A 12,842-nucleotide genomic window follows, 5' to 3' on the forward strand; every position below is an offset into this window, starting at 1 on the left:
ACGGGGATGGCACGACCTATCGAATCCCGTCGGGAGGTGAACCGCGTGTACGTCTGCAACTGCTTCGGGGTGACCGAAGCGCAGGTGAAGAAGCACGCGGCGGAGGGTGCCGGCACCCCCCGGCAGATAGCGTCGGCCTGCAAGGCGGGCACCGACTGCGGCTCCTGCGTACGACGCATCCAGGCACTGCTCGGCCGGGACGCCTGCCCCCGCCGCGGGCTGGCCGACCAGGGCATGCCCGTGCTCGCCGAAGTGGAGCTCTCCGAGGCAGAAGAACTCGAAGAGGCTGCTTAGCTCTCCGCCTGTCCGGCCCTGCGACTGCCTAGCTCTCCGGCTGCTCGATGAGCTGCGCGATGTAGAGCGCCTCGCCGAGCTTCTCCACCAGCTCCAGCTGGGTGTCCAGATAGTCGATGTGGTGCTCCTCGTCCTCGAGGATCGACTCGAAGATGTTCGCCGAGGTGATGTCGCCCTTGTTCCGCATCACCTCGATGCCGCGCCTGAGCCGGTCGATCGCCTCGACCTCGACCTGCCGGTCCGCCTGGAACATCTCGGTGACCGTCTGCCCGACCCGGACATGGAACAGCCGCTGGTAGTTCGGCAGACCTTCCAGGAAGAGGATCCGGTCGGTGAGCACCTCCGCGTGCTTCATCTCGTCGAACGACTCGTGCCGCGTGTACTTCGCGAGCTTCGTCCAGCCGAAGTTCTCCTGCATCTTCGCGTGCAGGAAGTACTGGTTGATCGCGGTGAGCTCAGCGGTCAGCTGCTCGTTCAGGAATTCAAGGACCTCGGGGTCGCCCTGCATCGCAGAGGCTCCTTCCAAGCGGGGGGACTGGCAGGTTGCGCCGCATGATTCCACCGGCTTCGAAGATCGTCCAGTAAGTGCATGCTTAGTAAGTAAGTACATGCTTAGTCCGGGTTATTCTGAATTGCCTGAATCGGGATGGACCTGGTCATGTCCACCTGCCCAGGTCTGTCAGGATGGAGTCATGGGTCAGCCGGTGGGTCGTGAATCTGGAGAAGCAGCGCAGTCGGAGCTTCCGCCGGGGCAGCGACTGCAGCGGGGATGGCCGGTCACGCACTACGGGCCCGTACCGAAGTTCCGCCCCGAGCGCTGGGAGTTCAGGGTCTTCGGCGCCACCGCCGACAGCGAGAAGCACTGCTGGACCCACGAGGAGTTCACGGCCCTGCCGTACGCCACGGTCGTGGCCGATCTGCACTGCGTGACGAAGTTCAGCATGGTCGGCGCGGAATGGGGCGGCATTCCGGCCCGTACGATCCTGGAGATCGCCCCGCCCGCACCCGCCATCACCCATGTGATGGTCTGGGCGGAGTACGGCTTCAGTTCGAATCTGCGCCTCGACGACTTCGCGTCCGAGCGCGCGATCTTCGCCACTCACAAGGACGGCGAGCTGCTCACCGCGGAACACGGTTTTCCGCTCCGCCTCGTCGTGCCGCACCTGTATGCGTGGAAGGGCCCCAAGTGGGTCCGCGGCATCGAGTACATGACCGCCGACCGCCGCGGCTTCTGGGAGGAGCGCGGCTACCACAACATCGGCGATCCCTGGCGCGAGCAGCGCTACTCGTACCAGGAAGAGCCCGGGGACGGCCCCGAGCTCTGAGTCCCGCATCGTTTTCCCGGCTGTGCAGAGCCTGGGATTTCAGTGGTGGTACTGGTGCACCACCGCGTGGCCCTTGCCGCGGCCGATCATCCACTTGTTCACGGGCACGGTGATCACGAAGGCGGCGGCCAGTGCGATGGCCAGCACCCACCAGAACATCGCGTCTGTGAGGTGGGCTTCCATCATGCCCGGCCAGAACGCGATCACGCCGTTGTCGATCAGCTCCATCACCGTGATGGAGAGCGTGTCCGCGGCGAGCGCGACCCGGATCGCGGTTCTGAGATCGACGCCGGCCTTGAGCACACCGCGCAACGTGAACGAGTAGCCGAAGAGGAACGCCAGGGTGATCGCCAGGATCATCGTGGGTACGTTGCCCCAGCCCAGCGCGGTACCGATCACCATGCCGAGGACCTCGCCTATGGCGCACCCGGTGAGGCAGTGGAGGGTCGCCTGGGCGGCCATGGACCAGCTGACCTTGCCAATGCCGGGCGCGTGGCCCTCGTGCGCGTGGCCCTCGTGTCCGTGGTCCTCGTGCGTGTGGTGCGCGTGTCCGGCGTGTGTGTCGTGCTCCATGGAAAGCCCCCAGTGTCCGGTAGCGGTTCCTGCGACTGACAGGAACCGTATACCCCCCTGGGGTATTTCCTCAAGAGGGAGATCCAGTGTGGGTGCCGCATGGTTTCTCAGCCGTCCCGGAGCTTCTTGAGCCGCTCCACGTCCGCCGCGTGCCCCAGCTTCCCGCCGGGCGTCTCGATGATCAGCGGTACGCCCTCGGTTGCGGGGTGGGTCATCAGCGCGCGGAACGGGTCCTCGCCGATATGGCCGGCGCCGATGTTCTCGTGGCGGTCCTTGTGGGCGCCGACCACATCCTTGGAGTCGTTGGCGTGGATCAGCTTCAGCCGGCCCTCGCCAACCGTGTCCACCAGCAGATCGAGCGTCTGGTGCATCCCGCTGGGCCCGGTCAGGTCGTGGCCCGCCGCGAAGATGTGGCAGGTGTCCAGGCAGACGCCCAGTTTCGGATGAGCGTCGAGCGCCTCGAAGTACGGTCCGAAGTCCCAGGTCCGCGAGCAGAGCGAGGAGCCCTGGCCGGCCGTCGACTCGAGGAGCAGATACGGGTCGTCGTCGTGGGTCAGCTCGTCGAGCAGCGGCAGCAGATGCTCGCGTACCTGCTTGAGCGCGACCGAGCGCTCCCGGCCGCCGGTCGCCGAGCCGGTGTGCACGACGACGCCCAGCGCCCCGATCGCGCGCCCGCGGCGCAATGAGTGCCGCAGCGACTCCACCGACTTCTCCACGGTCGCCTCGGTGTGCGAGCCGAAGTTGATCAGATAGGGCGCGTGGACGTACGCGGGGATCGACCCGGCGGCGCAGGCCGCGCGGAACTCCTCGTCCTGGAGCGGGTTTCCGGGCGGCGTCGCCCAGCCGCGCGGGTTGGCGACGAAGACCTGGACGGTCTCGGCGGCCAGGTCACGGGCGTACGAGAGGCCTACGGAGGCGAGGCCTCCGGCGACGGGGACGTGGCCGCCGACGGGGTTGCGGGACTGCTCAGTGCTCACTCGTTCAGGGTGTCACGTGGTCCCGGACGTCCCGTCGGCGGATACACGCACCTACCCGTACGGGGCGGATGCCCGCACCTGCCCCGTACGTACTTCTGCGTCCGCCGGTCTCGATCCTGTACGCACTTCCGCGTCAGCCGATCTCGATGGTGATCGTCGACCCCTTGGGCGCCGTGTCGCCGCCGTCCACCGACTGGCCCTTGACCGTGTCGCCGAAGAGGCCCAGCAGGCCGCGGTCCTCGTCGACCTTGAAGCCGGCCGCCTCCAGTTCCTGCTTCGCATCGTCGACCTTGTCGCCCACGACGTCCGGGACCTCGATCATCTCCGGGCCCTTGGAGATCGTCAGCGTGACGGTGTCGCCCTCGGCCGCCTGCCGGCCGGGACCCGGTGCCTGCTCGGCGACCTGACCGGCCTCGTACTCGGAGGTGACCCGGCCGGAGGCGACCTTGACCTTCAGGCCCGCGTCCTCCAGCTCCTGCCTCGCGTCCTCGAGGTCGTCGCCGAGGACCTCGGGCACGTCCACCGGGCTGCCCTTGCTGACGGTGATCGCGATGGCCGAACCCCCGCGGCGCTCCGTGCCCGCCCCCGGCTCCGTGCTGATCACGAAGCCCGGCGTGACCTCGTCGTGGAAGGCCTTGGTGACCATGCCCGGCACCAGGCCTTCGTTCCTCAGCCGCTCCTTGGCCTTGTCCAGCGCGTAGCCCTCCAGGTCCGGCACGCGCACGATCTCCGGGCCGCGCGAGACGACCAGTGTCACGGAGTCGTTGTCACGGATCCGGTCGCCCGGCGCCGGGTCGCTGTTGACGACCCTGCCGCGCTTGACCGTGTCGCTGTACTCGCGCTTGATCTGCTTCACGTCGAGCCCGGCGTTCGCGAGCTGATTCTTCGCCTCTGCCTCGGTCTTCGTGAGTACCGGCGGGACCTTGGTGAACTGGCCGGAGTTGATGTACCAGACGCCCGCGCCGAGTCCGAGGGCCAGCAGCACCACGGCGACGATCGCGAGCAGACCGCGGCGAGGAGCTATCGCGCGGCCCCGGCCGCGGCGCGGGGGCTCGGGCGGCGGGGACGGCAGGAAGCTCGTGCGGTTCAGCTCGGCGTCGTCGTCGTTCACCGGGAGCGGCCGCGGCACCGACAGCGAGCGCGGGATCACGCTCGTACGGTCCTCGGCGTTCTGGTGGTTCGTGGTGACCGCCTGCGGTGGCACCGCGTCCAGCTGGTCGGCGCTCAGCGCGTTCCGAGTGTCCAGGACCTGGGCGAGCAGCGCCACGGCGTCGTACGGACGGACGTCGGGATTGCGCGCGGTGGCCGAGGTGACCAGCTCGTCGAGCTCGTAGGCCAGGCCGGGCACGGCCGCCGACGGCGGGGGCACGTCCTCGTGGAGGTGCTTGTAGAGCACCGCGGCGGGCGAGTCACCCGAGTGCGGCCGGTCGCCGGTCAGCATCTCGGAGAGGAGGATGCCGCACGCGTACACGTCGACCCGGGGGTCGGCCGTGCCGTGTTCTATCTGCTCCGGCGCGAGATACGACACCGTGCCGAGCACGGCCCCCGTCGTGTTGGTGACCGTGTCCACCGCCCGTACGAGACCGAAGTCCGCCACCTTCACCCGGCCGTCGTCCCCTATCAGGACGTTCTCCGGCTTCATGTCGCGGTGCACGAACCCGGCGCGGTGCGCGGCTCCGAGCGCGGCGAGCACCGGCTCCAGGATGTCGAGGGCGGCCCGCGGCTGCAGCGCCCCGCGCTCGCGCAGCACGTCCCGCAGGGTGCATCCGGCCACGTACTCCATCGCCAGATAGACGTAACTGCCGTCCGTGCCCTGGTCGAAGACCTGCACCACGTTCGGATGCGCGAGCCTTGCCACCGACTTGGCCTCGCGGATGAAGCGGTCGACGAACGTGGCGTCGGCCGCCAGCGTCGGGTGCATCACCTTGAGCGCGAGCACCCGGTCCAGGCGGGTGTCCACGGCCCGGTAGACCGTGGCCATCCCGCCGACCGCGATGCGCGCGTCGACGCGATAGCGACCGTCGAGCACGTGCCCGACTAGCGGGTCCTGAAGGGTCGTATCCACGCAGGTGAGTGTACGAGCCGACACTGTCAACGCCGCCCGCACTGGCGATACCGGGGCGGGACTGCAGCCGAGCTGTGACGCACGTCGCAGGGCGGCGACCGCTGTGCGGCGTACGCGTTCGGACAGGTGTTCAGACCGACTTCGGGCAGACGCTCAGAAAGCGGGCCTTTCCGGGTCCAATCGCGCGACGCCCTCCACGGGAGAGGACGCCTCGGCGAAGTGGCGGCGCGGAATGCGGCCCGCGCGGTACGCGAGCCGGCCCGCCTCGACCGCGTGCCGCATGCCCTCGGCCATCAGTACCGGCTCCTGCGCCCGCGTCACGGCCGAGGCGAGCATCACACCCGCGCACCCCAGCTCCATGGCGAGCGCGGCGTCCGACGCCGTACCGGCCCCCGCGTCCAGAATCACCGGCACGCGCGCGTGCTCCACGATCAGCTGGAAGTTGTGCGGGTTGCGGATCCCGAGCCCGGACCCGATGGGCGAGCCGAGCGGCATGACCGCGGCGCAGCCCACGTCCTCGAGTTTGCGCGCGAGCACCGGGTCGTCGTTCGTGTACGGGAGGACCGTGAAGCCGTCGTCGACGAGGGTCTCGGCGGCGTCGAGCAGCTCGATGGGGTCGGGCAGCAGCGTGCGCTCGTCGGCGATGACCTCCAGCTTGACGAGGTCCGTGCCGAGCGCCTCCCGCGCGAGGCGTGCCGTCAGGACGGCCTCCCCGGCGGTGAAACAGCCCGCCGTGTTGGGCAGCACACGGATGCCGAGCCGGTCGAGCACGGACAGGACCGAACCGTGGGCCTCGGGGTTCACGCGCCGCATCGCGACCGTCGTCAGCTCCGTGCCGGACGCCACGAGCGAGCGCTCCAGGACGTCGAGGCTCGGCGCGCCGCCGGTGCCCATGATGAGGCGGGACGTGAAGGACGTACCGCCGAGGACGAAGGGGTCGTCGGCCATGGGTCAGCCTCCTTGGACGGCGGTGAGGACTTCGACGCGGTCTCCCTCGGAGAGGACCGTTTTCGACCACTGCGCGCGCGGGACGACGGTTTCGTTGAGCGCGGCCGCGACACCGGAGGGGGCCGCGGTGAGGGTGGCGACGAGGGCGTCGAGGGCGGTGCCCGCGGCGAGCTGCCGCCGCTCTCCATTGACGATGACGTTGACGTTCGTGCTCGTGCTCGTGCTCGTGCTCGTGCTCGTGCTCGTACTCGTGCTCATGCGGGCTGCTCCGTGAGTGCTGCGGTGCTGAACCGCCTCGGGGTGAACGGACGGGCCACGTCCGGGAGTTCGCCGGTGGTCAGGACATGCGCCATGGCGTCGCCGGTGACGGGTGTGAGCAGCACACCGTTGCGGTAGTGGCCGGTCGCCAGGAGCAGCCCCGGGAGGTCGGTCGGGCCGAGCAGGGGCGCGTTGTCGGGGGAGCCAGGTCGCAGTCCGGCCCGCGTTTCGGTGAGCGGCAGCTCGGTGATGCCGGGCACGAGTTCGTGGGCGTCCCGCAGCAGCTCGTACACGCCGCCCGCGGTCACCGTCGTGTCCCAGCCCAGCTCCTCGCTGGTCGCGCCGACGACCAGCTCGCCGCTCTCGCGCGGCACCAGATAGACATGGCTGCCCCGGACGACGGCGCGCACGGTCCGGCTCAGGAAGGGCGCGTACCGCTTCGGCACGGTCAGCCGCAGCACCTGTCCCTTCACGGGACGCACCGGCGGCAGCACGGCGTCGGGCACGCCCGGGAGGCTTCCGCTGAGGCTGCCCGCGGCGAGCACGACCTGGCCCGCGGACAGCTCTGTGCCGTCGGTGGCGACGACTCCGGCGGCCCGGTCCCGTACGACGGTCAGCCGCTCGGCCCAGGTCCGGTGGAAGGTCACCCCGGCCCGCTCGCAGGCCGCGACCAGGGCGCCGGCCAGCCGCCGCGGATCCACCTGGTGGTCGCCGTCGACCCGCAGGCCGCCCCGCACGCCCGGCGCGAGCATCGGCTCCAGGCGCCGGCACTCGCGGCCGCTCAGCCACTCCGACTCCAGGCCCGACTGGCGCTGCAGGGCGTGCAGTTCACGCAGATGGGCGCGGTCGTCGGCGTCGAGCGCGACGGCGAGCGTGCCGCACTGCCGGTAGCCGAGATCCTGGCCCGTCACCTCGGTCAGCTCGGCGGCGAAGTCCGGATAGCGGCGCGCGGAGGCCACATTGAGGCCGAGCAGGGTCTGCTCGCCGTAGTGGAGCTCGGTGACGGCGGCCAGCATCCCGGCCGCGACCTGCGCGGCGCCACCGCCGGGTTCGGGGTCCACGAGCGCGGTCGTGAACCCGCGCTGCGCGGCCCGCCAGGCCGTGACCAGGCCGATGATTCCGCCGCCGACGACGAGGACGTCGGATGTCCCCGATGGGCGCGGTGTCCTCTGAGGCGATGCTTCTGGTGTACGCGACATGGGCGTCCAGCCCCTCCCTTCGCCGGCATGACCCGGATCAGGTTCGTACGGTCGGAGGCCGTCCCAGCCTCCCTCTCAGCCCGGTGCGTCCGGGCTCCCGCGAGTGCTCTACGTTGGCCACCCTAGCCCTTCGTCTCACACCTCAGTAAGGGAGCCTTCACGCATGGCCCGGTCGCTCGACGGTCTCGTTCTCGCCCCGGTCGCGGACCAGGCCCCAGGTCAGGTGGGTACGCGCACCCGGTTCGCGTACCACGAGAAGGCGGGCCGGATCTGGGCCGAGTACGCGGGCGGGGACGTCGTACACGGCCACCTGGTGGGCACTCGGGAGGGCGACCGGCTCGACTTCCGGTACGTACAGCTGAAGCAGGACGGCACCACCTCCTCCGGGCACTGTGTGTCGCAGGTCGTCGAGCTGGCCGACGGGCGCGTGCGTCTGGAGGAGACCTGGGAGTGGGAGTCGCAGGCGGGCAGCGGGACAAGTGTGGTCGAAGAGGTCACCGAACGCTGACGCTGTGCAACAGCTCACTGATCGCGCCCCCTGACTGACAATTCGTCGGTGTCTATGGTGATCGTGTGAGCGAGCAGACGCAGGGGCGGAGCCCGGCGGCGCGACGGAGCGCCGTGATCGTCGGCGCCGGCATGGCCGGCGTACAGACGGCCGTCGCCCTGCGGGAACAGGGCTTCACCGGCAGCGTGACGCTGATCGGCGCCGAGCCCCACCAGCCGTACGACCGGCCGCCGCTCTCCAAGGCCGTACTGCTCGGCAAGGCCGAGGGCTCCGCCTTCGACGTCGACTTCGAGGCGCTGGGCGTCGAGCTGCGTCTGGGTCTCGAGGTGACCGGCCTCCGTCCCTCGCGGCACGAGCTCGACACGGCCGCCGGGCCCGTTCCGTACGACGTCCTGGTCGTCGCCACAGGTGCGGAACCCATCCAACTTCCGGGCGCCGAGGGCGTACCCGGAGTCCATCTGCTGCGCACGCTGGACGACGCCGAGCGGCTGCGCCCCGTACTCGCCCGGCAGCACGACATCGTGGTGGTGGGCGCGGGCTGGATCGGCGCGGAGTTCGCCACGGCGGCGCGCGAGGCGGGATGCGCGGTGACCGTCGTCGAGGCCGCCGGCCGGCCGCTTGCCGGCGCGCTGCCCGCCGAGGTGGCCGCTCCCATGGCCGCCTGGTACGCGGACAGCGGGGCGTCGCTCCGCACCCACGCGCGCGTGGAGCACGTCGAGCCCGGCGCGGTGGTGCTCGACGACGGCTCGCGGCTGCCCGCGGGCGCCGTCGTCGTCGGCATCGGGGCGCGGCCCGCCACGGCCTGGCTGGCCGGCTCCGGGATCGAGCTCGGCGCGCATCGCGAGGTGGTCGCGGACGACCATCTGCGCACCTCCGTGCCGGACGTGTACGCGGTCGGCGACTGCGCCTCGTTCCCGTCGGGCCGCTACGGCGAGCGCCTGCTCGTCCACCACTGGGACAACGCCCTCCAGGGTCCCCGTACGGTCGCCGCGAACATCGTCGGCGAGACGCCCGCCGTGTACGACCCCGTGCCGTACTTCTGGTCCGAGCAGTTCGGCCGCTTCGTCCAGTACGCGGGCCATCACGCGTCCGCCGACACCGCTGTGTGGCGCGGCGACCCGACCGGACCGTCCTGGTCGGTGTGCTGGCTCCGCGAGGACCGCCTGGTCGCGGTCCTGACAGTGGGGCGGCCGCGGGACCTGGCGCAGGGGCGGCGGCTGATCGAGGCGGGCACCCGAATGGACCCGGCCCTGCTGGCGGACCCGTCGCGGCCGCTGAAGACGACGACGATCTGAAGACTCCGGGCGGTGGGGCAGTCTTTCCCCGCCCTTTCCTCGCCTTTTCCTCGCCCGTTCCCTGTCCTTTTCCCGCCGTGACGGCGACGGTTCCGACTGTCCTGCCCGGCGGCGTCGAACGGCCGACGGGGTGTCCGACGTGCGTCAGCCTCGGGGTCGAACAGTGCGTCCCCGGCCAGGGTCGTGGCAGGCTTGTCTTCGTGACCGAGATTGACGCAAAGATCGATGCTCTCGTCCCCGCCTGGCTCACCCTCCCCGACATCGCCGAACAGCTCGGCGTCGAGGTGACCCGCGTCCGGCAGCTGGTCAAGGATGGCCAGCTCATCGCCGTACGCCGTGGTGAGAACCGCGCGCTGCACGTCCCCGCCGCCTTCATCGACGGGAACGAACAGAAGGTCGTCAAGGGCCTGTCCGGCACCCTGACGCTCCTGCGGGACGACGGCTTCACCGACGAAGAGATGCTCGAGTGGCTCTTCACTCCCGACGAGAGCCTGCCCGGCACCCCCGCGCAGGCTCTGAGCGAGAATCGCGGCACGGAGGTGAAGCGCCGCGCCCAGGCGCTCGCCGTCTGACCTGATCACGCCGCCCGGCGTACGGGCCGCGCTCCATACGGCCCGTACGCCACCGATACGACACGGGGGACCCACGCATGCCCGAATCCACCGCACGCGCGCAGCTCGCCGACGCCCGGGTCTACCTGTGCACGGATGCCCGCAAGGGCCAGGGCGACCTCGCCGACTTCCTGGACGCGGTCCTCGCGAACGGCGTGGACATCGTGCAACTGCGGGACAAGGGCATGGAAGCGGCCGAGGAGCTCGAACACCTCGCTGTGTTCGCCGAGGCCTGTCGTCGGCACGGCAAGCTGCTCGCGGTGAACGACCGGGCGGACGTCGCCCACGCCATCGGCGCCGACGTGCTGCATCTGGGCCAGGGCGACCTCCCCGTCCCCGCGGCCCGCGCGATCCTCGGCGACGAGGTCCTGATCGGCCGCTCCACGCACGCCGAGGCGGAGGCCGCGGCCTCCGCCGTCCAGGGGGGCGTGGACTACTTCTGCACCGGCCCCTGCTGGCCGACCCCCACCAAGCCGGGCCGCCACGCACCGGGCCTCGACCTGGTCCGGCACACGGCCGGGCTGGCCCCGGACCGCCCCTGGTTCGCCATCGGCGGCATCGACCTCGGCAATCTCGACAAGGTGCTCGAAGCGGGCGCCCGCCGTGTCGTCGTCGTACGGGCGATCACCGAGGCGGACGACCCGGGCGCGGCGGCGGCGGAGTTTGCGAAGCGCCTGCGCGCGACGTGACCTCGAGAATTCGAGGCATTCGAGACTCCCTCGAGCCGTGGTGTCCGAGGGGTGGACAACAAATCGACAAATGGGGCAATTCTCCAGATCCGGTTGGGGGACCGTCGCCCCCTGGTTAACCTGCGGGTATGGCCCTCGGATCTGCTTCCACCAGGACTGACCGCGCACGCACCGTGCGTGACATGCTCGCTACCGGCAAGGCGACCTACTCGTTCGAGTTCTGGGCCCCGAAGACCGAAAAGGGCGAGCGGAACCTGTGGAACGCGCTCCGCCGGGTCGAGGCCGTCGCACCCAGCTTCGTCTCCGTGACGTACGGCGCCGGCGGCTCCACGCGCGCGGGCACGGTCAAGGCGACGGAACAGATCGTCGCCGACACGACGCTCACCCCGGTCGCCCACCTCACCGCGGTCAACCACTCCATCGCGGAGCTGCGGAACATCATCGGCCAGTTCGCGGACGCCGGGATCCGGAACATGCTCGCCGTGCGCGGCGACCCGCCAGGCGACCCGATGGCCGACTGGGTGCCGCATCCCCAGGGCCTGACCTACGCGGCCGAACTCGTCCGGCTCATCAAGGAGTCCGGCGATTTCTGTGTGGGCGTCGCGGCCTTCCCCGAGATGCATCCGCGCTCGGCCGACTGGGACATGGACGTCGCGCACTTCGTCGACAAGTGCCGCGCCGGCGCCGACTACGCGATCACGCAGATGTTCTTCCATCCCGAGTCGTACCTGCGGCTGCGTGACCGAGTCGACGCGGCGGGCTGTGAGACCCCGGTGATCCCCGAGGTCATGCCGGTCACCAGCGTGAAGATGCTGGAACGGTTGCCGAAGCTCAGCAACGCCTCGTTCCCGGACGCCCTGAAAGAGCGGATCCTCACAGCCAAAGACGATCCGGCGGCTGTACGCTCCATTGGCATTGAGTTCGCTACGGAGTTCTGTGCGAGGCTGCTGGCCGAGGGAGTCCCCGGGCTGCACTTCATCACGTTGAACAACTCCACCGCGACGCTGGAAATCTACGAGAATCTGGGACTGCACCACCCACAGCAGGCCTAGACCGGTCGCATTGTCGTACGACACACTGCGTAGCGGCCACCTGGGAGAGGGGCGTACATGGGCTGGACGGTCCTCTACATCGCGTTCGGCATCGTCGCGCTGTGGCTGCTCGGCGAGGTACTTCTGCAGTACAAGGCGCGGCTGCGCTGGCGACTGCTGGCCTTCGCGGGCTTCCTCGGTGTGGTGCTCGGTGTGCTGATCCCGTCCGTGGTGATCATCGGCCTCGGTGCGGCCGCCTTCGCCGTCGGGCAGACCTACGTCACGCTGTCGTTCCGCAGCGGCTTCGCGGCCGGCTGGGCCGTCACCGGCCGCCCGGGCGCCAGCAAACGCCGCCGCGGGGAGGAACGGGACCCGACGCTGGAGGTCACCGACCTCCAGGCCACGGACAGTGGAACGTATCCGCGCGAGGACTTCGGCGGGGACGACCCCTACGGTCGCGACGACTCGGTCTTCGGACAGCGCCCCGAGAGCGCCGCCGAGTCCACCTCCGTCTACGAGCCGCAGCCGCTGCCGGACGACACGGGCCAGTACGGCGTCTACAGCGCCGCCGCCTACGCCGCCGCCACCGACGCGGCCTCCGCCCAGGCCCAGGGCCAGGACCCGCTCGGCCAGAACTACGCGTACGACGCCTACGCCGGCTACGACCAGCAGCAGTACGGCTATGACAACGGGCAGCAGCAGTACGCCGCCTACTCCGACCCGTACATAGGCACGCAGTCCTACGACGCCGCCTCGTACGGCCAGTCCTACGACGCCTCGCAGCAGCAGTACACGCAGCAGGGCTACACCCAGGACCCGTACGCCACCGGCACCGGCACCTACGGCGGCGAGACCCCGGCAGGCGGCGTCTGGGTGCCGCAACAGCGCACCAACGAGGACCCGTACGGCGGCGAACTCCCGCCGGAGCAGCCGTATCCGTACGACGGCAACAGCAACGGCAATGGCAACGGGCAGCAGGGTGGCGGGTACGACGAGCAGTACCGGTTCTGAACGGGATCGGTGCCGAGCAGGCCGGTGATTCGCGGAGCGGTGCCGAGCAGGGCTTGCG

15 protein-coding genes and 1 riboswitch are annotated in these 12,842 nt (G+C 70.2%); of the genes, 8 read left to right on the top strand and 7 right to left on the bottom strand.

Going from position 1 to position 12,842, the window contains the following annotated elements:
- The first annotated feature begins 36 nt into the window (after nt 1-36).
- Nucleotides 37-294, top strand: a complete 258-nt coding sequence (locus tag GAS53_RS20865; RefSeq protein ID WP_192583205.1) for a (2Fe-2S)-binding protein — start codon at nt 37-39, stop codon at nt 292-294.
- 28 nt (nt 295-322) lie between these two features.
- Here GAS53_RS20865 and bfr read toward each other — a convergent pair whose 3' ends face one another.
- Nucleotides 323-802, bottom strand: a complete 480-nt coding sequence (bfr, locus tag GAS53_RS20870; protein ID WP_151479165.1) for a bacterioferritin — start codon at nt 800-802, stop codon at nt 323-325.
- Between the two features lie 184 nt (nt 803-986).
- Between bfr and GAS53_RS20875 the strand changes: the two genes are divergently transcribed.
- Nucleotides 987-1,619: a sulfite oxidase-like oxidoreductase gene (locus GAS53_RS20875; protein ID WP_151479166.1), complete on the top strand. Its 633-nt coding sequence runs from the start codon at nt 987-989 to the stop codon at nt 1,617-1,619.
- A 39-nt stretch (nt 1,620-1,658) separates the two neighbouring features.
- On the opposite strand, the gene GAS53_RS20880 is transcribed toward GAS53_RS20875, so the two are convergent.
- The 6 genes from GAS53_RS20880 to thiO form a co-directional block, all read right to left on the bottom strand.
- Entirely contained in the window at nt 1,659-2,192 is a 534-nt protein-coding gene (locus GAS53_RS20880; RefSeq protein WP_151479167.1) for a DUF4396 domain-containing protein, read from the bottom strand.
- Nucleotides 2,193-2,299: 107 nt separating this feature from the next.
- A complete protein-coding gene (locus GAS53_RS20885) occupies nt 2,300-3,169 on the bottom strand; it encodes a deoxyribonuclease IV (protein ID WP_151479168.1) in 870 nt (289 codons plus the stop codon).
- Nucleotides 3,170-3,302: 133 nt separating this feature from the next.
- Nucleotides 3,303-5,234 carry a Stk1 family PASTA domain-containing Ser/Thr kinase gene (gene pknB / locus GAS53_RS20890; RefSeq protein ID WP_192583206.1) on the bottom strand — a complete coding sequence of 644 codons (1,932 nt, stop codon included), beginning with the start codon at nt 5,232-5,234 and terminating at the stop codon, nt 3,303-3,305.
- 153 nt (nt 5,235-5,387) lie between these two features.
- Nucleotides 5,388-6,182 carry a thiazole synthase gene (locus tag GAS53_RS20895; RefSeq protein WP_151479170.1) on the bottom strand — a complete coding sequence of 265 codons (795 nt, stop codon included), beginning with the start codon at nt 6,180-6,182 and terminating at the stop codon, nt 5,388-5,390.
- Nucleotides 6,183-6,185: 3 nt separating this feature from the next.
- The gene (gene thiS / locus GAS53_RS20900) at nt 6,186-6,440 is read right to left on the bottom strand and encodes a sulfur carrier protein ThiS (RefSeq protein WP_151479171.1); all 255 of its coding nucleotides are present in this window, start codon (nt 6,438-6,440) and stop codon (nt 6,186-6,188) included.
- Nucleotides 6,437-7,639: a glycine oxidase ThiO gene (gene thiO / locus GAS53_RS20905; protein ID WP_151479172.1), complete on the bottom strand. Its 1,203-nt coding sequence runs from the start codon at nt 7,637-7,639 to the stop codon at nt 6,437-6,439. The genes thiS and thiO overlap by 4 nt, the downstream gene beginning before the upstream one ends.
- Nucleotides 7,637-7,750, bottom strand: a riboswitch (TPP riboswitch). It overlaps the preceding gene by 3 nt.
- A 52-nt stretch (nt 7,751-7,802) precedes the next feature.
- On the opposite strand from thiO, the gene GAS53_RS20910 reads away from it, so the two are divergent.
- The 6 genes from GAS53_RS20910 (at nt 7,803) to GAS53_RS20935 (ending at nt 12,784) form a co-directional block, all read left to right on the top strand.
- A complete protein-coding gene (locus GAS53_RS20910; protein WP_151479173.1) occupies nt 7,803-8,147 on the top strand; it encodes a hypothetical protein in 345 nt (114 codons plus the stop codon).
- 65 nt (nt 8,148-8,212) lie between these two features.
- Nucleotides 8,213-9,442 carry an NAD(P)/FAD-dependent oxidoreductase gene (locus GAS53_RS20915; RefSeq protein WP_151479174.1) on the top strand — a complete coding sequence of 410 codons (1,230 nt, stop codon included), beginning with the start codon at nt 8,213-8,215 and terminating at the stop codon, nt 9,440-9,442.
- A gap of 200 nt (nt 9,443-9,642) precedes the next feature.
- A complete protein-coding gene (locus GAS53_RS20920; RefSeq protein WP_151479175.1) occupies nt 9,643-10,014 on the top strand; it encodes an Rv2175c family DNA-binding protein in 372 nt (123 codons plus the stop codon).
- A gap of 77 nt (nt 10,015-10,091) precedes the next feature.
- Entirely contained in the window at nt 10,092-10,742 is a 651-nt protein-coding gene (gene thiE / locus GAS53_RS20925) for a thiamine phosphate synthase (RefSeq protein WP_151479176.1), read from the top strand.
- A 128-nt stretch (nt 10,743-10,870) separates the two neighbouring features.
- Nucleotides 10,871-11,794: a methylenetetrahydrofolate reductase [NAD(P)H] gene (gene metF, locus GAS53_RS20930; protein ID WP_151479177.1), complete on the top strand. Its 924-nt coding sequence runs from the start codon at nt 10,871-10,873 to the stop codon at nt 11,792-11,794.
- Between the two features lie 57 nt (nt 11,795-11,851).
- Nucleotides 11,852-12,784, top strand: a complete 933-nt coding sequence (locus tag GAS53_RS20935) for an SCO2102 family sporulation regulator (protein ID WP_151479178.1) — start codon at nt 11,852-11,854, stop codon at nt 12,782-12,784.
- Nucleotides 12,785-12,842 lie beyond the last annotated feature (58 nt).

The organism is Streptomyces albicerus (assembly GCF_008905045.1).
Classification (GTDB): Bacteria; Actinomycetota; Actinomycetes; order Streptomycetales; family Streptomycetaceae; genus Streptomyces; species Streptomyces albicerus.

Coding starts and splice junctions, on each gene's coding strand:
- GAS53_RS20895 (WP_151479170.1), bottom strand. CDS start 6,182: ATGGCCGACGACCCCTTCGTCCTCGGCGGTACGTCCTTCACGTCCCGC.
- GAS53_RS20910 (WP_151479173.1), top strand. CDS start 7,803: ATGGCCCGGTCGCTCGACGGTCTCGTTCTCGCCCCGGTCGCGGACCAG.
- thiO (WP_151479172.1), bottom strand. CDS start 7,639: ATGTCGCGTACACCAGAAGCATCGCCTCAGAGGACACCGCGCCCATCG.
- GAS53_RS20935 (WP_151479178.1), top strand. CDS start 11,852: ATGGGCTGGACGGTCCTCTACATCGCGTTCGGCATCGTCGCGCTGTGG.
- metF (WP_151479177.1), top strand. CDS start 10,871: ATGGCCCTCGGATCTGCTTCCACCAGGACTGACCGCGCACGCACCGTG.
- GAS53_RS20880 (WP_151479167.1), bottom strand. CDS start 2,192: ATGGAGCACGACACACACGCCGGACACGCGCACCACACGCACGAGGAC.
- thiE (WP_151479176.1), top strand. CDS start 10,092: ATGCCCGAATCCACCGCACGCGCGCAGCTCGCCGACGCCCGGGTCTAC.
- bfr (WP_151479165.1), bottom strand. CDS start 802: ATGCAGGGCGACCCCGAGGTCCTTGAATTCCTGAACGAGCAGCTGACC.
- thiS (WP_151479171.1), bottom strand. CDS start 6,440: ATGAGCACGAGTACGAGCACGAGCACGAGCACGAGCACGAGCACGAGC.
- GAS53_RS20875 (WP_151479166.1), top strand. CDS start 987: ATGGGTCAGCCGGTGGGTCGTGAATCTGGAGAAGCAGCGCAGTCGGAG.